This window comes from Peribacillus sp. B65, from assembly GCF_058513295.1.
This window is the reverse complement of sequence record NZ_CP195840.1, coordinates 4,682,967-4,702,568: the sequence shown is the minus strand read 5'-3', so window position 1 is coordinate 4,702,568 and position 19,602 is coordinate 4,682,967. Positions and strand designations below refer to the sequence as shown.

The window sequence follows — 19,602 nt, the reverse complement described above, 5'->3', positions numbered from 1 at the left end:
TCATTTTGGCACCCTTCTTGCATTTAATACTACTATCATAACTCAGGAGGTATAACCATGTTATTTGACTTATATAAGCCAGATCGCAATTGGAAAGATATAGAGCTATGGAAAGATGTAACCGAAGAACAATGGAACAACTGGCTGTGGCAGCTTACGAATACGATCCGGACTGTTGATGATTTGAAGAAAGTGATAAACCTGACTCCGGATGAAGAGGAAGGTGTGAGGATTTCCACAAAAACCATTCCATTGAATATCACCCCATACTATGCTTCGTTAATGAATAAAGATGACCCAAGGTGTCCAATCAGAATGCAATCGGTCCCAATCTCGGAAGAAATGCATAAAACCAAATATGACATGGAAGACCCCCTTCATGAGGATGAGGACTCCCCAGTGCCGGGACTGACCCATAGATATCCGGACCGCGTTCTTTTTTTGGTGACGAATCAATGCTCCATGTACTGCCGTTATTGTACGAGGAGACGCTTTTCAGGACAAATTGGCATGGGCGTGCCCAAAAAACAATTGGACGCTGCAATCGGTTATATACGTGACACACCGGCAGTTCGGGATGTCCTTATTTCAGGCGGGGACGGATTATTGATCAATGATACGATCCTTGAATATATCCTCAAAAACTTAAGGGAAATTCCTCATGTTGAGATAATCAGGATAGGTACGCGCGCTCCTGTTGTTTTTCCTCAAAGAATCACTGAAAATTTATGTGCCATTTTAAAAAAATATCATCCGGTTTGGCTGAATACTCATTTCAATACCTCGATAGAAATTACCGAGGAGTCTAAGAAGGCATGTGAGATGCTTGCAGATGCAGGTGTACCTGTGGGCAACCAGGCAGTTATTTTAGCGGGGATCAATGACAGTGTCGCAATCATGAAAAAGCTGATGCATGACCTTGTTAAGATTCGTGTCCGCCCTTACTATATTTATCAGTGCGATCTGTCGGAAGGCATCGGTCACTTCAGGGCTCCCATTTCAAAAGGCATTGAAATCATCGAGGGGCTCCGAGGCCATACATCCGGGTATGCTGTTCCTACCTTCGTCGTCGATGCTCCTGGAGGGGGAGGGAAAATCACGCTTCAGCCGAACTATATCCTTTCACAATCTCCAACCAAAACGGTGCTGCGCAATTTTGAAGGTGTGATAACCACATATCCCGAACCTGAGCAATATACACCAGGACTTGCAGATGAGTACTTCAAAGGGGTATATCCTGATATGGAAGAAAAACAATCAGATATAGGTGTATCTGGTTTAATGACCGACAAGCAATTCAATTTAGTGCCTGAGGGACTGAAGCGAATGAATCGACGGGAAAATTACGTGACTAACCCAGAGCATGCTTCATTGAAAAACCAACGTGAAAAGCGGGATTTGTTAAAAGAAAAGAAATTCCAGGCACAGCAAAAAAAGAGCACGCCTAAGGGAGATGAATAGCATGGAGACGTGTCCATGGTGTGAGAAAGGGAAGCTTGCATCAGTGAATGGGACTGTGTATTGGGAACTGCCGGATGGTACGAGGGCAGTTGAAATTACGGAGACCCCTTCATCTCATTGTGAGAGTTGCGATGCATTTTTTCAAAGTGATGAAATAGTGAAGGAAATTGAAAATCAATTATTTTTAATTGATACTAAACAGCTTGAAAAACAAACGACGTACAGTGAGCTAATGAACATGAAAAGGCTATTGAAACGTAATTACTTTGACTTTTAGCGGCTGGATGCATTTACGTTTCCATATATGAATGTATAAATCCCCTCATTTGGACAGAATTAGTGCAAACCACTATTTCCATCTTAGATGAAGGGGATTTTCCTTTTCAGATAATGAAATAATAAGGTTTTTGAAGTGCATTTGATTGAAAGATTGGGTTAAGCAAGAATTAAGCACTTCGTTCCTTTCTTCATGAAAAAAGTATAAAAAAAGATTTTCCATCATAAAAGGATGGGGATTAATATGGAAGGGAGTGCGATATTTAAGTGTAATTCCGTAAGAAAATGAATGCATTTTTTGTTGAAAAATCGTGGATTTCTATAAAGTGGGGAAGAATAGACCAAATTCTATTTAAAAAAGTGGACGGAAACGGAAGTTTCCGATATATTAAAGCAGAAATCATAGTTATTTTAGGGGGGCTCAACATCATGAGACCATTTTATTTATATTTAATGAAATTTCGACAACCAAAGGAAATTGATGCAATCACTAAATTTGCCAATCATGCCTATGAGGATCATGGCTTCCCAAAACAATCGACTGATTATAATGAACTGAGCAGTTATTTAGAATTGAATGCAGACTATCTCGATAGTATGTCACTATTCGATCAAGCTTGGGAACAGTATATCCAAATAGAAGAAGGGCTCTTATTAGGAGATCAGGAATAGGGGAGGATCGGAAGGATGCTTAAAAGCCTTCAAACCCGAATTTTGCTTTATTCATTACTTATTGCAAGTGTTCCTCTTCTGATATTGGGGATCATATCCTATGGATCACAACGGTCCCTGCTTGAGAAGGAAGCAAAAAATGCCCTGAATGCGGGTTCACTGAATATTGTAAATGAAACATATAGCTATTTGAACGAACGGATCAGTGATGTGAAGTTAATGAGCGCAAATTCGGTAATCAACAATCCTGGCCATTCAAAAGAAGAGAAGTCAGAGGAACTAAAAAAGTTTATCAATGCAAAAGGAAATTATTACGGTGTCTTGCATTTGGATTTGGAAGGCAATGTCATTGCAGATACATCCAATAAAATGATCGGGGACAACCTCGCGCAAAGGATATGGTTCAAAGAGGCCATAGAAGGTCATGAATTCCTTTCTGACATTTATAAAACCCGGGCATACCCAGAACCGATAATAGCTCTGAGTGCTCCGGTATATGATAATGCAGGGAAAATGATCGGTGTCGTATCTCCAGCTTTCCGATTGGAAGGACTTTGGGAGCTGATGGAGAAAAAGGCTAACGAAATTAGCGATAAATACCCAGTGAACTTTTTCATGATCAATCAAGAAGGCATCATGATTTCGAAAAAAGACCCACATGGAGTCATGCAGGCTTCTGCCTTGAAAGAAATGGGATTAACGAAAGGTAAGCTGATGGAAGCTTCGTTATCGGATGAATTGTACAGCGCAGAGAACGGGGAAAAAATATATTCCATCCAGCCTGTCCATACGATTGCAAAAACGGAGAATAAATGGTTTGTTGTTGTGGGTGCAGATAAGAAACAAGTGTTTCAGCCTTTGAATGACCTTTTAACACGGTATCTGACAATCTACAGCATCGTTTTTGTTTCTATCATTCTGGCTGTCTATTTACTAACAAAGACCCTTGTACGGCCAGTTCAAGAACTTGTCGAAGCGACAGAGGATTTCATTGGAGGAAAGGAATTCATCATTTCCGATAAAAGAAGCTTCGAGGAAATGGAAAAATTGAAACTTGCCTTTCTAAGAATGATGGAAACGATAGAAGATCGTGAGAAGGAAATCGTCCGAACTGAAAAATTGAAATATGTCGGCCAGCTTGCTGCCGGTGTCGCACATGAAATCAGGAACCCACTAACGACGATAAAGGGCTTTTTCCAATTATTGAAGAGCCAGGATCATGATAAAACATTAATAGAAAAATATAGTGATGTCATGCTTCATGAAGTGGACCGGGTTAATGTATTCGTGACACAACTTCTTGATTTGGCAAAACCGCATCAGCTGGAATGGGAGAAAATCGATTTAAAGGATTTCCTTGAAGAAATAATAGATACCTATATCCCTTCAATTCCGAGTTCTCATGTAAGACTAATTAATGGAGTGACACACTCTGTCGTTGTTTATTCAGACAGGAACCGGTTAAGGCAGGTTCTCTTGAATGTCTTGAATAATTCTTGTGAAGCCATCGAAGCTAGGGGGCAGATTGAATTGCATCATACTTCCGAGTCCCATTATGTAAGATTAGTGATCAGCGATGATGGGAAAGGCATCAGTCCCGAAAATTTAAAAAATATCGGCATGCCCTTTTATACCACCAAACCGGATGGAAACGGATTAGGTGTGGCGACGTGCATTCAGATAATGGAGGAATTAAAAGGGAAATTCCAAATTGAAAGCGTCCGCGACGAAGGAACGAAAGTGACGCTCATCATTCCCACTGCGAACCGTCTCATTAAATGAGGCGGTTTTTGGCTTTAGTGCCATTTAATAAATGGGCCGGTTCCTTAGCTAAATGAGCAAAATGCCCTCTCTTTTCCATTAACCTCCATGTTTGTTTGTGCATATAATTTACTAATCAAACGATAAGGACCATATTGGGGGATGTCTCTTATGGGCAAAAAAAAACAGCCGAAATTTAAATTAGGCGATACAGTCGTAATAACAATGTATGGGACAGTCGGGAATATAACCGATGTGAAATTTCTCGATGGTGCTTATGTGTATGAAGTGAACTATAGTGAAGGTCTTTATATCGAAAAAACATTGCAATCGATAAATGAATATGAAGGTGAAATCCTTTATCAAAAAGAACAAATAGATATTGAATATAAATATTTATTAGGTGACTTGGTCCAGGTGGATGGGTATGAACAGGATTATTTCAAGATTATCGGCTATCGAACGGAAATTTGGCGCTATAAGGAAAATGCCTGGGAGGATGTAATCTATGAGTTATCCAGAATCTCTGATGGTGAATGGCTTGAAGCGCATGAGGAAGAACTGACTTTGATAGCCGATGCTAAACGTGCAGATGGAATCATTAAAAAGTTGGGTCTGCTACTTCCTAAAAAGAAAAATGAGCTTGCTATCATTGCTAAACAAAACAACCCTGGTAAAGGTGAGCGAGAAATGACAATGACAAAAAATGAAAAAAAGGAAATGATTGATGGACTGTTGGATTTATATAATGATTATTGTAAGCTCTACGAACATTTTGGCGATGACGAATATCGCCACATCATGAAGATCGCCCTTGCTAAAATTGAAAAGGCGGCAGAGGAAATTTATCCAGATCATAAAAAGAAGCAAACGAAGTGAAAGGTATCCTGAATTTTTAAAGGGGCAATTTCCAAATTCCCTATAGAAGCTTCCATTCAAATTGAACACGGATGGATCATGATAAATATAGGCCCTTCAAATGATTTTCCATAATGGGATGCCTTACTGGTATATTTGTCTCTACACATTCATAGACCTTTAAATAAGGGGGCGATGATTTGCGAGAAATTGAGGTTTTTATTGATACAGAAGAGATAGCGGAATTCTTTTTTCAAGAATTGATAAGACGGGGCTATCTTCCAACAGAAGCTGAAGTTGAAGATCTTGCTGACATCACATTCGAATATCTTCTTGAAAAGTGCATAATTGATGAAGAAGTCGATGAGTAACCTGTCATAAGACGGTTAACAGCTTCCTATCCCTTAATTTCATTAACCTTAAAAAAAGACGGCGGACCTCCGCCGTTTTGTTGCGGTTCAAAGGAAGGGTGCCAAAGTCTTTTCATGACTTCCAGTTTCCTTATCTTTTTCAAGTTCTAGGATAAGGTTGGATTTTCCTAACTTGTGGTTGATATGGTATAGTAGTTTTTGAATATCATTTCAACCACAAGTTAAGGAGGACATAGTCGTATGAGCGTACATATTGGTGCAAAAGAAAATGAAATTGCGGAAACGGTCTTACTTCCTGGGGACCCATTGCGTGCAAAATATATTGCTGAAACATTTTTAGAGGATGCTAAACTTTATAATGAAGTCCGTAACATGTTTGGATATACAGGGACATATAAAGGGAAACGAATTTCTGTACAAGGTACAGGCATGGGTGTCCCATCCATTTCGATTTACGTGAATGAATTGATGAATAGCTATAATGTCCAGAAGCTGATTCGTGTGGGAACTGCAGGAGCGATTCAGAAGGATGTAAAAGTCAGGGATGTTATCCTTGCAATGAGTGCTTCCACCGATTCCCAAATGAACCGCATGACTTTCGGCGGGGTGGACTTTGCCCCAACGGCGGATTTCGAATTACTAAGAAAAGCTTATGACGCCGGCACAGCTAAGGGCTTGCAATTGAAGGTCGGTAATGTTTTTACGGCCGATCAGTTTTATAATGATAATAGTGATTTGGAAAAATGGGCAAAATACCAAATCCTTGCGATAGAAATGGAATCAGCAGCGCTTTACACGCTTGCTGCTAAATTTGGCCGCCAAGCATTATCTGTATTAACCATTTCCGATCACATTTTAACCGGTGAGGAAACGTCGGCGGATGAGCGCCAGTCAACCTTTAACGAAATGGTTGAAGTGGCTTTGGAAGCAGCTATCCAGGACTGATAATTGGATGTAAATGACAGGCGGGTGACCAGGAATAAGTGAAGCTGTATAATGACAGTTGGATACAGGCTCAGTTATTCCTTGGTAGCCCCATTTTTGTAATGTCAATAGATGATACCTGTAGTCCATGGAGCTTTCTCTATGTTTTAACGTTTGCGAAGGCGTAAAAAAGTACATATGGGCATAAGTTGTTATTTTTGATAACAATTATTTTTCGATTGTCATGAAAGCTGTTAAAATAGATAGAAATCGTTTATATCGTCATGAAGAATGAAAGTGGTGAGGCTTCAGTGGAAGAAGAAAATCAAGGACAGCCAAAAGAGGCAGGGAAATTCATTAAAATAAAAAAGTTTACGTTCATTATGGGGATTTTCTTAGTCATATTTCTAACTGCAGGGATTACTACAATAGCCTTGACCTTTGGAGATGAAAAAGTAGAGTCATTAGCACCGGATAAGCATGCGGAATTTGAAAAGCTGTATACTACATACGATAAGATAAAAGATAACTATTATGAAGAGGTTGATGAAGAAAAGCTGGTTGACGGCGCAATTAATGGAATGATCAAATCATTGGATGATCCCTACTCTGCTTATATGGATAAAAAGGAAGCATCGAGTTTCCATGAAAGCATCTCTTCATCTTTTGAAGGAATCGGTGCCGAGATTCAGGAGCAGGATGGAAAAATCATGGTCGTCTCACCGATAAAAGGGTCCCCAGCAGAAAAAGCGGGGGTAAAGCCGAATGATATCATTTTAAGTGTGGACGGTAAAAGCGTTGAAGGGCTAAGCTCTTCTGAAGCTGTCCTGAAAATCAGGGGCGAGAAGGGCACGAAAGTGGATCTATCCATCTCAAGAGCTGGTGAGTCGGCACCGATTGAGCTCACCATTAAACGGGACACAATTCCGATTGAGACGGTTTATGCGGAAATGCTTGATGATGGAGTTGCCAAGATTCAGGTGACCAGTTTTTCCGAACATACAGTCCAAGAGCTGAAAACGGCACTTGAAGAAATGTCCAAGAAGGATATGAAGGGTCTCGTATTGGATTTGCGGGGAAACCCGGGGGGACTGCTTGATCAAGCAATAGAAATGGCAAGCCTGTTCATACCTAATGGGGAAGTGGTCCTTCAAGTTGAGGATCGCAGCGGGGAAAAACTAGTCGAAAAATCGAAGAATGATGGAGAACTGAAAATCCCGGTAGTCGTGTTGATTGATGACGGAAGTGCCAGTGCTTCTGAAATCGTTGCAGCGGCTGTCAGTGAATCTGCTGACATTCCATTGATTGGGGTCAAGTCATTTGGGAAAGGGACAGTGCAGACTGCCGAAGACTTTAAAGATGGATCTAATTTCAAATATACGGCAGCTAAATGGTTGACTCCTGAAGGTAATTGGATTCATAAAAAAGGGATCAAGCCGGATATTACCGTGAAGCTTCCTGATTATGCCAGCCTTCCGTATATTTCGCCTGACAAGGAATTGAAAGCATCCGATTCTTCGAGTGAAGTGAAAGCTGCTGAAGAGATGCTGAAGGAAGCAGGCCATGATCCGGGTAAGATAGATGGATTCTTTGATGAAGCAACAACGAATGCTGTCACAGCATTTCAAAGGGAACAAAAAATTAAAGAAACTGGCACCATTAAAGATGATACTACCGTGAAATTGATGCAGGTCATCCAGGAGAAAATCCTTAAGAATGACACACAAGTGAAAAAGGCGGTAGAAGTATTAAAGAAAGAAATCAATAAGTGATTTAGCCCGAAAAGCCTGTCAGCGATTATCGTTGGCAGGCTTTTTTGTCGTTTAATGCATAAGATTCCAATATTAGGAAGAGAATAAGGGGTAATTTTCCGATGAGGTGAGGTAATGAAAGAAAAGGTATTGTTCATATATCTATTGATCCTGATTCTGGCAGGCTGCACTTATGCCCCTTTACCCAAACAAAATGGAAATGCAGGTACGGAAAAAAAACTAACCAAAGAAGAGAACCAGGAAAGTGTGAAAACATTTCTGTTAATTGGTGTCGATACAAGGGGAGAGGAAAAATCTCGATCAGATGCGATTATTCTGGCAAAATACTTTCCTGAGCAGGAAAAATTGAAACTGGCTTCGATTATGCGTGATAGTTATGTGAAAATCCCTGGGAATAAAACAGGATATAACAAAATAAATGCAGCTTATTATTATGGTGGAAGGGAACTTCTCAAAAAAACCATACAGGAAAACTTCGGTGTCAAGGTCGATCATGTGGCGGTAATTGACTTTCAGGGATTCGTGAAGATGGTCGATTTACTTGCACCTGAGGGGGTAGCGGTGAATGTGGACCAGGAAATCATTGATGATATGAGCATTCAAGCAAGCGTCGGTAAAAATGTTTTACATGGCGAGGAAATATTGAAATATGTCCGTTTTAGACATGACGATGAAAGTGATTTTGGAAGGGTTGAGCGACAACAAGAAGTAATGGTTCAATTAAAAACAGCCTTTATAAATCAAATCTCGTCCTTCGAAGGGATGGCAGCCCTTCCTAGTATAATCGAACAAGGACTCTCGTACTTGGATACGGATATTGGACTGAAAACAATAATGGAAATGGGGCCAAAAGCCGTCTTCCATACACCAGACACCGTCGAAACCTTAAGGGTTCCAGTGGAAGGTAGCTTTAAAGATGAAATATATCCCCAGTCCGGAGCCGTTTTGGAAATGGACTACACTAAAAATAAGAAGGCACTTCAAGAATTCTTTTCAAAAAAATAAAAATTGTATTATGGACCTCGCAAGAATAATCACAAAAACGAGAGGGATAAGTAATCCTTCTCGTTTTTTATCATCAATAAAGCAACCTGGATCATTTAACAAAAAGCGGAATGTTTTTAATGAAATCCGGGGTTATGATGCCATTTTCGGTAATGATGCTTGTAATTAGATGATTCGGTGTAACATCAAAGGCTGGATTGAAAGTCTTCACGTTTTCAGGAGCGATCCTAACACCTTGAATGAAGGTGATTTCCGCTTCATTCCTTTCTTCGATCGGGATGGAAGTGCCGGACTCGAGAGTGAGGTCGAATGTGGTTGATGGAGCGGCCACGTAAAAAGGGATACCAAAGTGCTTGGCTAATATCGCCAATCCCAATGTCCCGATTTTATTGGCTGTATCTCCATTAGCCGCAATTCTGTCGGCACCGACGATGATTCCATTTATTCCTTTCTGATGAATCGTATGGGCAGCCATATTATCAGAAATTAATGTGACATCAACCCCCGCTTGCATCAATTCCCAAGCAGTCAAACGCGCCCCTTGCAGGACAGGCCTGGTTTCACATGCATACACTTTTAGCGGAAAGTCCTTTTCTTTTGCCAGGTGGAAGGGAGCCAAGGCTGTGCCATACCGAGCCGTGGCAATTCCCCCAGCGTTGCAATGCGTTAGAATGGAATCTCCTCTAGTGAATAAGGATAAACCATGTTCCCCGATTTTCCTGCACATTTCTTCATCTTCAGCAAAGATGGCTTTAGCCTCCGATATAAGTGCTTCCTTGGCAGTTGAAATGCTTTGCGCAGCTTCCAGAGTATTTTCCATCCTCCTTAACGCCCAAAAAAGGTTGACAGCGGTTGGCCGTGATGATGCGAGTTTTTCAATATGCCTTGATACATTTTTCTTGAATTCGGCTAATTCAGCGGTTGTTTCCTGTTTCGCACCAAGTGCAACACCAAATGCTGCCGTCAGTCCAATTGCTGGGGCACCGCGAACTTTTAATGTCAAAATGCTGTCATACACATCATCAACAGAATGAAGTTCAATGAATTCAGTTATGGAAGGAAGGGCTTGTTGATTTAATAATGTAATATGGGTATCAGCCCATTGTACCGAATAAGGTAATGGTGCTTGTGTTGTCATGTGCAGGTCTCCTTTTAAATGGTTGAGTAAGATGGCAGTGTACGTTGCTTCAAGGCTTCAATGACAGCTGGAACATCCAATTCTTCCCGTTTTTTAATTAAAAAAGCACCAATTTCCAATGTAGCCGTTTTGGCAGCGATCCTTGTTTCTTTATCTTCAATGACATTTAAATCGGCAACATGGGAAAGTCCGATGGTTCGCCGAATCAGTTCACAGCCGGCAAAGCCGAATGCATCTTTTTTGAATTTTGTCAGTAAATAAGGCAGATAACCTTTCACATGGCAAAATGGGCTTTTATTTTGGCCTTCCCATAATTCGGAATAAGTTTCTTCAAAGGCATTCCAAAATTCATTAAGGTGTGTGAAAATCTCTTCCTTTCCAACGCTATTACGTGTGACTGCCTGAAAGAGAAGGTTGGCAGTGTATTGACCAAGGTCAAAACCAACTGGACCATAAAAAGCGAATTCTGGATCGATAACCTTTGTTTCAGTTTCACTTGCAAATATACTTCCAGTATGTAAATCTCCATGAAGCAAGGCTTCCTGCTCGGTTTCAAAGCTTTGTTTCAGCTTAGCGACCTCAAGGATCACTTCTTTATCATTCCATATATTTTTGGCGGCATCAGTCAATTCCACCTCGAAATCTCCCGGGAGTTCCTCAAAAAATGGATCCGTGAAAATGAAGACCTCAGTGATTTTGCAGAGTTCGGGATTCGTGAAATGTCGGGCAACTTCCTTTTTGGCAGAGGGTTCTAAATGATAATCGGATGTATAAAATGCCGTTTTCGCAACATATTCACCAATATGCTGTGAAAGCAATGGATATGAATCGCCTTCGATCAATCCTGTTCTAACGATTTTCAAATGGGATAAATCCTCCATGACCGTGATGGCAAGCTTTTCATCAGAATAATAGACTTGCGGTACGAATTCTGGGCAATAACTTCTGAAATGAATCAGCGCATTCGCTTCAATGGCAGCCCTTTTCAATGTCAGCGGCCAACCTTCGCCAAGTACCTTGGCATAAGGAACCGCTTGTTTAATAATAATTCCTTTATTTGTGTCTGTGTCTGTAATATGAAAAACATAATTTAAGTTTCCATCGCCGATTTCTTTACATGTTAAACTTGCATCCGCATTGACCAACCCAAGTTTTTTTGCAAGGGTTATAGCTGTTTCGTTTGTCAATCTCTTAAAATTTGAATGGTTTTGAGTCATTCTTTTCCCCTCCGGATTCAAAATAAGAATAAAAAAGCCTCTTTCATATAGAAAGAGGCAGAAGTTTTGGCTTCGGACCTCTTATCTTCCAGAATATGAATTCTGGTGGAATTAGCACCGTGCTCTGTGGATTTTATAATCCGGCGGTGAATCCGCCCCATTTCACAATGGTATTACAGTCGGTTGCTGGGCTTCATAGGGCCTTTATCCCTCAGCCTGCTCTTGATAAGAGTAAATGTTTTCTGAAATTTTAATCTTCGGGAAAATAATATCAACTTTTTAAATAGTTTGTCAATGGGTAATTTAATAAAAATCAGGACGGCGATCTTCGAATACAGGTATTTTGTTACGTGCTTCCGTAACTTTATTGAAGTTCAAGGTGCCTGTCAGGAGTTCGTTTCCTTCTCCGGCTTCACTTATGATATTTCCCCAAGGATCAATAATCAGGGAATGACCGGCAAATATATTATTGACATCAGAGCCTGAGCGATTAACGGCTACTACATAGGCTTGGTTCTCGATGGCACGGCTAATCAATAAGGCTCTCCAGTGATCGAGTCTCGGCTTTGGCCATTCAGCCGTAACGAATAGAACTTCGGCGCCTTTAGCGGTATGCGCTCGCTGCCATTCAGGGAAACGGATGTCATAACAAATGAAACCAGCACATATTTTTTCATCAAGAGTAAATAAACCATCCTTTTCTCCTGGCTTCAGGAAATGATGTTCATCCATTAACTGAAATAAGTGAAGCTTATCATATTCTTTTATGAGACTTCCCTGTTTATCGATGATGATCATGGTGTTATAGATTCCCTTGCTTGTTTTTTTCGCAATGGAACCGCCTACTATGTGAATCTCGTGTTTCCTTGCCTGTGTTTTAAGAAATTCAATCGTTTTTTCCGCCTCTTGATCAGCAATCTCATTTAACCTGCTTAAGTCGTATCCGGTTGTCCAAAGCTCTGGTAAAATGACGATATCGGGTTCTGACCGTGCTGCTTTTTCCAACCATTGTTCCGCAACCTGAAAATTGATATCCGGTTGCCCGAATGCTATATCCATTTGAATACAAGCTATTTTCCACTTCATCGTTTAAAACCCCCACATGTAAAAAATGCTTTACAAGACTATGATAAACATATATCATTTGTGTCTAGAATTTCAAGAAATTTCAGAGAAGGTGTATAAATGGTGCAATTCGAAAAATCCAGACAGCTTCAGGACCTGCCCAAGCAGTTTTTTGCCTCACTAGTCGCAAAAGTCAATGCCATCACGGAGCAAGGACATGATGTCATTAATTTAGGCCAGGGAAACCCTGATCAGCCGACACCAGACCATATCGTGAAAAGCTTGCAGTCTGCCGCTGAAAAAACGATTAATCATAAATATTCGCCATTCCGGGGGCATCAATATTTAAAAGATGCTGCTGCCGTCTTTTATGAACGTGAATTCGGTGTCAAGCTGGATCCGAAAAGTGAAGTGGCGATTCTCTTCGGGGGAAAGGCAGGCCTTGTCGAACTGCCGCAGTGTTTATTGAATCCGGGTGATACGATCCTTGTTCCGGATCCCGGCTATCCGGATTATCTTTCCGGTGTTGTTTTAGCCCAGGCAAAGACCGAATTCATGCCCTTGACAGAAGAAAATGATTTTCTTCCAAAATACAGTGACATACATAAAGAAGTGCTTGATAAAGCCAAAATGATGTTCTTGAACTATCCGAACAATCCCACAGGTGCTTCTGCAACTGAAAGTTTCTTTGATGAGACCGTCTCTACTGCAAAAGAGCATTCAATTTGTGTGGTCCACGACTTCGCTTATGGGGCGATAGGATTCGACGGAAAAAAACCGATAAGCTTTCTCCAGTCAGAGGGAGCGAAGGAAATAGGAATAGAAATATACACACTATCGAAAACATACAATATGGCAGGGTGGAGAGTCGGCTTCGCAGTGGGGAATAAGAGTGTCATAGAAGCTCTTGAACTATTACAAGACCATCTTTATGTGAGTCTGTTCCCGGCGATACAAGAAGCTGCCGCAAGCGCTTTGCTTGACTCGCAGAGCTGTGTAGAGCAGTTAGTGCAGATGTACGAGGGACGAAGGAATGTTTTCATTGAGGGATTGAGGGCAATCGGCTGGGATGTCAAAGCTCCTGCTGCATCATTTTTTGCCTGGCTCAAGGTACCTAAAGGTTTTACGTCCGAGAGTTTTGCAGACTATTTATTAACGCATGCCCACGTTGCTGTTGCCGCAGGGAATGGATTTGGTGAATTTGGCGAAGGTTATGTCAGGGTAGGGCTGCTGACTTCGGAAGAACGGCTGAAAGAGGCTGTGGAACGGATAAGTAAATTAAAATTATTTTAACCACAATGATATATCCGATTAATTCACCCTTAAATAGTTAAAACTTATTGACAAAGTAGGGATTACCTGTCAGAATACAAAATAAATTCTTAATCTTTCGATACTTGGATGCAAATTTATATATCAGCGTTTTCTTATTTTGAGCAGGTGGAGGGACTAGCCCTATGAAGCCCAGCAACCGACCGTAATTCCATTGTAAAATGGGGCGGAATTCTTCGCCGGATTTTTCTTGAAATCCACAAGGCACGGTGCTAATTCTTGCAGCCAATGGCTGGGAGATAAGAAGATGGCTTATTAAAGCCTCTTCTTTATGAAGGGGCTTTTGCCATTTTGAGACCATTTCAGGTTAATGACATCGAGAGTTTACTAACGTGATATAGGAGTGATCAAATGAGCGAGATAGTCGCTACTTATTTAATTCATGATTCTAAGGGAAATCATGAGAAAAAAGCAGAGAGCATTGCCTTAGGTTTGACTGTCGGGACATGGACGGACCTGCCCCATTTAGTCCAGAAACAACTGGAAAAACATAAGGGACGCGTCGTATCGGTGACACCACTTTCCGAAGAAGAGAGGGCAAACAGCTACTTTAATCGTAAAGTATACCGTTCGCTTATTAAAATTGCCTATCCGGCAAGGAATTTCTCCAATGATTTACCTGCAATCCTAACGACGGTCTTCGGCAAACTTTCATTGGACGGGGAAATAAAACTTATCGACTTGGATTTTGTCGGTGATATCCAAAAAGCCTTTCCCGGGCCGCAATTTGGCATTGAAGGCATTAGGAAAAAGATTGGCGTATTTAACCGGCCCCTGGTGATGAGCATCTTTAAAGGTGTATTAGGAAGAGACCTAACATTCCATAATGAGCAACTGAGGCAACAAGCATTAGGAGGTGTCGACCTAGTTAAAGATGATGAGATCCTCTTTGACCAGGAACTGACTCCATTTTTCGATAGAATAAAAACGGGAAAAAGAATATTGAATGATGTCTATGAAACCACTGGCCACCGAACTTTATATGCAGTCAATCTATCAGGGAAAACATTTGAATTATTGGATAAGGCAGAGCAAGCGGCTGATGCAGGGGCAGATGCCTTGTTGTTCAACGTTCATACATATGGTTTGGATGTATTGCAGGCCTTGAGTGAACATGATCGTATCAAGCTGCCGATCATGGCGCACCCCGCATATAGCGGGGCATTGTCAGCTTCATCATTTTATGGGGTCGGCTATCCATTATTGCTTGGTAAATTAGTAAGGTTATCAGGTGCGGATTTATCCTTGTTTCCGTCCCCTTATGGAAGTGTCGCACTTGAAAAAAAGGAGACCTTGGCGATTGCTGAAGCTCTGACAAAAGATGAACTTTCATGGAAAAAAGCCTTCCCTGTTCCCTCTGCTGGCATTCATCCGGGCATGGTTCCGGATCTAATCAAGGATTTTGGAATCGATAGTGTGATTAATGCCGGAGGTGGAATTCACGGGCATCCTGATGGAGCAGATGGCGGGGCAAAGGCTTTCCGATCCGCTGTGGAAGCCGTACTGGCAGGAAAGGAACTATCTGAAGCGGCTGCTGAGGATGAAACACTAAAAAAAGCTCTTGTGTTATGGGGAGGCCTATAAGAAATAATGAAACCGATCATCTTTTGTGATTTTGACGGAACGATCACCAACTCGGATAATATCATTTCCATCATGAAGAAATTTGCGCCTCCGGAATGGGAAGCGTTGAAAGACGGTGTCCTTCAGCAAAAAATCAGTATATCTTCAGGAGTAGGGGATATGTTTTCCCTGCTTGATAGCGGCTTGAAGGATGACATCATCCAATATGTAAGAAAGACGGCCGGCATTCGTCCAGGGTTTTATGAATTCGTTGAGTATACGAAACAAGCCAACATCCCTTTATATATTGTAAGCGGGGGCATGGATTTTTTCATTGCTCCGCTTTTAAATGATATCTTGCCAACAGAGTCCGTTTATTGCAACCGTGCATTTTTTGATAAGGAAAAGATTTATATTGAGTGGCCGCATTCTTGTGATGATCAATGTAATAATGGTTGCGGTTGCTGCAAGCCATCCATTATGAGGGAAATTGCGGGTGCGGAAGATTTTAAATTCGTTATTGGAGATTCAGTAACGGATTTTGAAGCTGCAAAACAGGCGGATTTTGTCATAGCCCGTGACATACTGCTTGAAAAATGCGATAGGGAAGGGATTCCACATCAAGGATTTGAAACGTTTTTTGATGTAATTGATATTATTAAGCAGCAAAAGGTGGGTAAAGCGTGAATAATCATTCTAAAGAATGGCAGGAGCTGGCAGATATTAAAGCTGAACTGGCCGAAAGGGATTGGTTTATGGGAACTAGCGGGAACTTGTCCATTCGGGAGCCTAAAAGACCTTTCTTTTATATTACGGCAAGCGGTAAGGATAAAAGGAAGCAATCGGATTCGGACTTTTTACTGGTGGATTTAAAAGGAAAGCCAGTTGAAGAAACGAACCTAAGACCATCGGCCGAAACTTTACTTCATACAGTCATTTACCGGAAAACGAATGCGAACTGTGTACTCCATGTCCATACAGTTGAAAATAATGTGATATCCGAATTGTACGGGGATGAAGGCCAAGTTTCATTTCGTAATCATGAAATCATTAAAGCGACCGGTCGGTGGGATGAAGATTCGGAACTTCGGATTCCAATCATATATAATCATGCTGACATTCCGCTGTTATCAGATAAGTTCGAGCCACATGTCGAAGAAGACTCTGGCGCCGTGCTGATCCGCAATCATGGTATTACGGTTTGGGGTAAAAGCGGACTCGAAGCAAAGAGAATACTTGAAGCTTGCGAATTTTTATTTCAATATCAACTGTTGCTTAATCAACAAAAGGCATTTGCAGTTTCTTTAAGATAAACACTAATGTAGGAGGAATGAATGATGGCGACGATCAGATTCCAGGAAACAAACGAGGTTATTGAAAACGGTGAACAGGTAAAAGGCTTTTTAGAAACACAAGGGGTTATTTATGAGCAATGGGACATTTCTAAATTACCGGCCCATCTCGTGGAAAAATACGATCTAACAGATACTGAAAAGGAGGAAATCCTTGCAGCATTCCAATCAGAGATAGCGGAAATCTCCGAAAGAAGAGGCTATAAAGCGCATGATATCATCACATTATCCGATGCGAATCCGAACTTGGATCAAATGCTTGAAAACTTTAAGCAGGAACATCACCATGAAGATGATGAAGTGCGTTTCATAGCAGGCGGTACGAGTATCTTTGCGATTGAAGGCAAAGAGAAACAGTGGTTTGACGTGCGCCTTAATCCAGGTGATCTTATTAGTGTACCAGAATCAACAAGACATTATTTCACGCTTGCAGAAGATAGAAAAACTGTTGCTGTCCGCATTTTCGTTACAGCGGCAGGATGGGTGCCGATTTACGAAAAAGACGAAGTTCAAGCATGAATCAATGTTAAAAAACCAGCTTACGGGCTGGTTTTTATTTGTAGAAAAAAGGGAAGTCGGGATGATCTCACCTAACCTTGATTTTATAAAAAAACATGATTAATCCCTTTGTGTTTTTTCTATTTTATAGGAAAGAAATCTCGCAAGATTGAAGAAATTTGCGACACTCCTGCCGAATAACTGGCTAGCCGAGGCCCCACAGACGCTTGCGTCGAGGAGGCTCGGGAGACAGTCGGCGGAAAGGGAGCGGATTTCTGAAATCGACTGGACGTTTTTAAATAAAAAACTGCAGTCGAACTCGCTTTTCTTCGAATTTGCCTAGTCTGAAACCAGCTTACGGGCTGGTTTTTTTATGTGAATCCGGCAAGTGCTTTAGTAAGGTAATTATGATAAAATTTAACGGAATCGAATTTAACAGGATCATAGGAGCAGATAAGAATGAAAACAACCGAAGTGTACATATTGGGCGGCTTTCTCGGCAGCGGGAAAACGACGCTTCTTCGAAATATATTAAAGCAGGAAAGTGACGCGGGCAGAAAAGTGGCCGTGCTTTTAAATGAGCTCGGCAGTGTATCGGTTGACAGCGGACTCATTGGTGATGGAGTGCCTCTGAAGGAGTTGTTTGACGGGTGCATCTGCTGCACAATTCAAGATAAACTGGAAGTTCAGCTTCATGAATTGCTAACCGAAAATGACTTGGATGCGGTTTATATTGAAACGACGGGCGCTGCTCATCCAGTTGAAGTATTGGATGGCATCATGTCCCCGATCTTCGCCAAAAGGCTGGAGTATAAAGGGATTATCACCGTGGTCGATTTATTAAGGTGGCGCGATCGCGAGGAACTGTCTCCGCAGCTTCGACAGCTGCTTGCCGAGCAAATCCACCATGCCGATTTCATACTATTGAATAAAGCGGATTTAGTAAGTGAGATGGAGGCCGCACAGCTGATATATACGATACAGGCACTGAATACGGATGCTGTATGTTTATTGACGGAGTATGCAGACGTTTCCTTGAAATCATTGCAAGGGATGCAAAGAAATCGGCAAAATAGCCATCAAAAGCTTGATGTACATGACAATTTGCATTTAACTGCAGTCGTTCATACCTTTGAAGGTGCCGTGGCACAAACCGACTTTGAAGAGTGGCTTAGGTCCCTGCCGGAAACGGTATATAGAATGAAAGGATACATTTCCTTTACACATTCACAATACCCCCATTTATTTCAATACTCCTACGGAATGCCGATGTATATGAATGAAATGATGAAAATGCCATTGAATATCGTCATCATCGGGGAAAAGTTGGATGAGGAAATGTTGATCGGTCAGTTGAAAGCTTTGGAAGCGAGAGCGGTCTGATAAACGTTTACCGCCCATAAAAGAAGGGAAACATATAAGAAGACTTTCTTATCAAGGAGGCGGTATTAATGCCATGGAATAAGAACGATTACCCAAATTCGATGAAGAATCTAGATAAAGATGTCAGGGAAAAGGCTATAGAGATCGCGAATGCATTATTGGATGAAGGATATGAGGATGGGAAAGCCATTCCAATTGCCATAGACCGGGCTAAGATGTCGGTGGGAAAAGATTGAAAAAATGGTCAGACCCATTTGAGGGTCTGACCATTTTTATTCTTGCATTCCAAAGGCGGCAAATGTCTTTTCGTCTTCTATTAATCCGCACGCAGCACATTGCACCCGAACTTCAGGACCATTATATGCTAGATGGAACGGCTGAAGGGAATCGTTCGAATATTGTTCAACAATCTCACCGGATTGCGGATCCTTTTTAACAGGGGTTGCTACTTGCTGAATGAGATTGAAGCGAGATTTATTTGTCCGGCAATTCGGACAGCGGTATACTTGAGACACTGTACTCACTCCTTTTTTGAATTTTAAAAAGCGTAATCGTATTATTAAGATAGTCTTTACGAACTTGATCAATAATATGTATGAATTAGTAATGGATGGAAGGGATACTATGAAGGAAAATATCAGGCAAGAAGAATTACTGGTGGCTTATTTAAGCATATGGAACAATCGTAAGGTGACCGATGGAGGTGGAAGGGAAGTTTTGCCGGAACTCGTCCGCCGTGAGCTTTTGGATGAAAATGCCCATCCCCGTGCCCGAAAACCAGTATTGGAGAAATTTTACCTCTCCATTAAACGCGTGATGGAATCTTCGCTTTCGGAAGAAATGAAAAATGCAATCGTCATGCTCTATATCACTGAATTGGAAAGATTATGATTCCAGATTGTGATACGGGTGCTTGTTAGCAAATATTCTTATCCGCTTCATACTTTTTTCACA

The 19,602-nt window shown here is 41.3% G+C and carries 20 protein-coding genes, 1 pseudogene and 2 riboswitches; of the genes and pseudogenes, 17 read left to right on the top strand and 4 right to left on the bottom strand.

The window, feature by feature from the left end; translation table 11 throughout:
- The first annotated feature begins 57 nt into the window (after positions 1-57).
- The 9 genes from kamA (at position 58) to ACSR9O_RS22935 (ending at position 9,100) form a co-directional block, all read left to right on the top strand.
- Positions 58-1,461: a lysine 2,3-aminomutase gene (kamA, locus tag ACSR9O_RS22975; RefSeq protein ID WP_101225269.1), complete on the top strand. Its 1,404-nt coding sequence runs from the start codon at positions 58-60 to the stop codon at positions 1,459-1,461.
- 1 nt (position 1,462) lies between these two features.
- Positions 1,463-1,738, top strand: coding sequence for a YokU family protein (locus tag ACSR9O_RS22970; RefSeq protein ID WP_101225268.1), 276 nt, complete (start codon positions 1,463-1,465; stop codon positions 1,736-1,738).
- Between the two features lie 428 nt (positions 1,739-2,166).
- Positions 2,167-2,409 carry a YozE family protein gene (locus ACSR9O_RS22965; RefSeq protein ID WP_491725161.1) on the top strand — a complete coding sequence of 81 codons (243 nt, stop codon included), beginning with the start codon at positions 2,167-2,169 and terminating at the stop codon, positions 2,407-2,409.
- A 15-nt stretch (positions 2,410-2,424) separates the two neighbouring features.
- Positions 2,425-4,191: an ATP-binding protein gene (locus tag ACSR9O_RS22960; RefSeq protein ID WP_491725160.1), complete on the top strand. Its 1,767-nt coding sequence runs from the start codon at positions 2,425-2,427 to the stop codon at positions 4,189-4,191.
- 150 nt (positions 4,192-4,341) lie between these two features.
- Positions 4,342-5,049, top strand: coding sequence for a germination protein YodN (yodN, locus tag ACSR9O_RS22955; RefSeq protein ID WP_214750321.1), 708 nt, complete (start codon positions 4,342-4,344; stop codon positions 5,047-5,049).
- A 179-nt stretch (positions 5,050-5,228) separates the two neighbouring features.
- Positions 5,229-5,399 (top strand): YozD family protein, encoded by a 171-nt coding sequence (locus tag ACSR9O_RS22950; RefSeq protein ID WP_064505166.1) that lies wholly within the window; start codon positions 5,229-5,231, stop codon positions 5,397-5,399.
- Positions 5,400-5,639: 240 nt separating this feature from the next.
- Entirely contained in the window at positions 5,640-6,344 is a 705-nt protein-coding gene (gene deoD, locus ACSR9O_RS22945) for a purine-nucleoside phosphorylase (RefSeq protein WP_230175687.1), read from the top strand.
- A gap of 263 nt (positions 6,345-6,607) precedes the next feature.
- Positions 6,608-8,095, top strand: a complete 1,488-nt coding sequence (locus ACSR9O_RS22940; RefSeq protein WP_491725159.1) for a lmo1851 family serine protease — start codon at positions 6,608-6,610, stop codon at positions 8,093-8,095.
- Positions 8,096-8,209: 114 nt separating this feature from the next.
- Positions 8,210-9,100, top strand: a complete 891-nt coding sequence (locus tag ACSR9O_RS22935) for an LCP family protein (protein WP_101225245.1) — start codon at positions 8,210-8,212, stop codon at positions 9,098-9,100.
- A 91-nt stretch (positions 9,101-9,191) separates the two neighbouring features.
- Here ACSR9O_RS22935 and mtnA read toward each other — a convergent pair whose 3' ends face one another.
- The 3 genes from mtnA to ACSR9O_RS22920 all read right to left on the bottom strand — a co-directional run bounded on the left by mtnA (position 9,192) and on the right by ACSR9O_RS22920 (position 12,541).
- Positions 9,192-10,238, bottom strand: coding sequence for an S-methyl-5-thioribose-1-phosphate isomerase (mtnA, locus tag ACSR9O_RS22930; protein ID WP_491725158.1), 1,047 nt, complete (start codon positions 10,236-10,238; stop codon positions 9,192-9,194).
- Between the two features lie 14 nt (positions 10,239-10,252).
- Positions 10,253-11,455, bottom strand: coding sequence for an S-methyl-5-thioribose kinase (gene mtnK, locus ACSR9O_RS22925; RefSeq protein ID WP_491725157.1), 1,203 nt, complete (start codon positions 11,453-11,455; stop codon positions 10,253-10,255).
- A 78-nt stretch (positions 11,456-11,533) separates the two neighbouring features.
- A riboswitch (SAM riboswitch) is annotated at positions 11,534-11,687 on the bottom strand.
- 71 nt (positions 11,688-11,758) lie between these two features.
- Positions 11,759-12,541, bottom strand: coding sequence for a carbon-nitrogen family hydrolase (locus ACSR9O_RS22920; RefSeq protein ID WP_491725156.1), 783 nt, complete (start codon positions 12,539-12,541; stop codon positions 11,759-11,761).
- Positions 12,542-12,640: 99 nt separating this feature from the next.
- Here ACSR9O_RS22920 and ACSR9O_RS22915 point away from each other — a divergent pair, with 99 nt between their 5' ends.
- The 7 genes and pseudogenes from ACSR9O_RS22915 to ACSR9O_RS22885 all read left to right on the top strand — a co-directional run.
- Positions 12,641-13,813: a pyridoxal phosphate-dependent aminotransferase gene (locus ACSR9O_RS22915; protein WP_311735951.1), complete on the top strand. Its 1,173-nt coding sequence runs from the start codon at positions 12,641-12,643 to the stop codon at positions 13,811-13,813.
- 131 nt (positions 13,814-13,944) lie between these two features.
- Positions 13,945-14,098: riboswitch (SAM riboswitch) on the top strand.
- Positions 14,099-14,203: 105 nt separating this feature from the next.
- Complete coding sequence (mtnW, locus tag ACSR9O_RS22910; RefSeq protein ID WP_101225240.1) at positions 14,204-15,436, top strand: 2,3-diketo-5-methylthiopentyl-1-phosphate enolase; 1,233 nt, start codon at positions 14,204-14,206, stop codon at positions 15,434-15,436.
- Between the two features lie 6 nt (positions 15,437-15,442).
- The gene (locus tag ACSR9O_RS22905; RefSeq protein ID WP_491725155.1) at positions 15,443-16,102 is read left to right on the top strand and encodes a 2-hydroxy-3-keto-5-methylthiopentenyl-1-phosphate phosphatase; all 660 of its coding nucleotides are present in this window, start codon (positions 15,443-15,445) and stop codon (positions 16,100-16,102) included.
- Positions 16,099-16,728 (top strand): methylthioribulose 1-phosphate dehydratase, encoded by a 630-nt coding sequence (locus tag ACSR9O_RS22900; protein ID WP_491725154.1) that lies wholly within the window; start codon positions 16,099-16,101, stop codon positions 16,726-16,728. Before ACSR9O_RS22905 ends, ACSR9O_RS22900 begins: the two co-directional genes overlap by 4 nt.
- Positions 16,729-16,752: 24 nt before the next feature.
- Positions 16,753-17,286, top strand: a complete 534-nt coding sequence (locus ACSR9O_RS22895) for a cupin domain-containing protein (protein ID WP_491725153.1) — start codon at positions 16,753-16,755, stop codon at positions 17,284-17,286.
- 438 nt (positions 17,287-17,724) lie between these two features.
- Positions 17,725-18,648 carry a CobW family GTP-binding protein gene (locus ACSR9O_RS22890; RefSeq protein ID WP_101225236.1) on the top strand — a complete coding sequence of 308 codons (924 nt, stop codon included), beginning with the start codon at positions 17,725-17,727 and terminating at the stop codon, positions 18,646-18,648.
- A gap of 68 nt (positions 18,649-18,716) precedes the next feature.
- Positions 18,717-18,863 (top strand): annotated as a pseudogene (locus tag ACSR9O_RS22885) (DUF2188 domain-containing protein); the annotation flags it as partial.
- Positions 18,864-18,920: 57 nt separating this feature from the next.
- Here the strand turns inward: ACSR9O_RS22885 and ACSR9O_RS22880 are convergent.
- Positions 18,921-19,163, bottom strand: coding sequence for a DNA alkylation repair protein (locus ACSR9O_RS22880; protein WP_101225235.1), 243 nt, complete (start codon positions 19,161-19,163; stop codon positions 18,921-18,923).
- A 16-nt stretch (positions 19,164-19,179) separates the two neighbouring features.
- On the opposite strand from ACSR9O_RS22880, the gene yoyC reads away from it, so the two are divergent.
- Positions 19,180-19,539 (top strand): protein YoyC, encoded by a 360-nt coding sequence (yoyC, locus tag ACSR9O_RS22875; protein ID WP_260357882.1) that lies wholly within the window; start codon positions 19,180-19,182, stop codon positions 19,537-19,539.
- Positions 19,540-19,602: the final 63 nt, after the last annotated feature.

Bases quoted from the DNA above. Each gene is read 5' to 3' on its own strand.
- ACSR9O_RS22970 (WP_101225268.1), top strand. From the start codon at position 1,463: ATGGAGACGTGTCCATGGTGTGAGAAAGGGAAGCTTGCATCAGTGAAT.
- yodN (WP_214750321.1), top strand. From the start codon at position 4,342: ATGGGCAAAAAAAAACAGCCGAAATTTAAATTAGGCGATACAGTCGTA.
- ACSR9O_RS22915 (WP_311735951.1), top strand. From the start codon at position 12,641: ATGGTGCAATTCGAAAAATCCAGACAGCTTCAGGACCTGCCCAAGCAG.
- ACSR9O_RS22960 (WP_491725160.1), top strand. From the start codon at position 2,425: ATGCTTAAAAGCCTTCAAACCCGAATTTTGCTTTATTCATTACTTATT.
- mtnW (WP_101225240.1), top strand. From the start codon at position 14,204: ATGAGCGAGATAGTCGCTACTTATTTAATTCATGATTCTAAGGGAAAT.
- ACSR9O_RS22940 (WP_491725159.1), top strand. From the start codon at position 6,608: ATGAAGAATGAAAGTGGTGAGGCTTCAGTGGAAGAAGAAAATCAAGGA.
- deoD (WP_230175687.1), top strand. From the start codon at position 5,640: ATGAGCGTACATATTGGTGCAAAAGAAAATGAAATTGCGGAAACGGTC.
- ACSR9O_RS22890 (WP_101225236.1), top strand. From the start codon at position 17,725: ATGAAAACAACCGAAGTGTACATATTGGGCGGCTTTCTCGGCAGCGGG.
- ACSR9O_RS22965 (WP_491725161.1), top strand. From the start codon at position 2,167: ATGAGACCATTTTATTTATATTTAATGAAATTTCGACAACCAAAGGAA.
- ACSR9O_RS22935 (WP_101225245.1), top strand. From the start codon at position 8,210: ATGAAAGAAAAGGTATTGTTCATATATCTATTGATCCTGATTCTGGCA.
- ACSR9O_RS22895 (WP_491725153.1), top strand. From the start codon at position 16,753: ATGGCGACGATCAGATTCCAGGAAACAAACGAGGTTATTGAAAACGGT.
- ACSR9O_RS22905 (WP_491725155.1), top strand. From the start codon at position 15,443: ATGAAACCGATCATCTTTTGTGATTTTGACGGAACGATCACCAACTCG.
- ACSR9O_RS22920 (WP_491725156.1), bottom strand. From the start codon at position 12,541: ATGAAGTGGAAAATAGCTTGTATTCAAATGGATATAGCATTCGGGCAA.
- mtnA (WP_491725158.1), bottom strand. From the start codon at position 10,238: ATGACAACACAAGCACCATTACCTTATTCGGTACAATGGGCTGATACC.
- kamA (WP_101225269.1), top strand. From the start codon at position 58: ATGTTATTTGACTTATATAAGCCAGATCGCAATTGGAAAGATATAGAG.
- mtnK (WP_491725157.1), bottom strand. From the start codon at position 11,455: ATGACTCAAAACCATTCAAATTTTAAGAGATTGACAAACGAAACAGCT.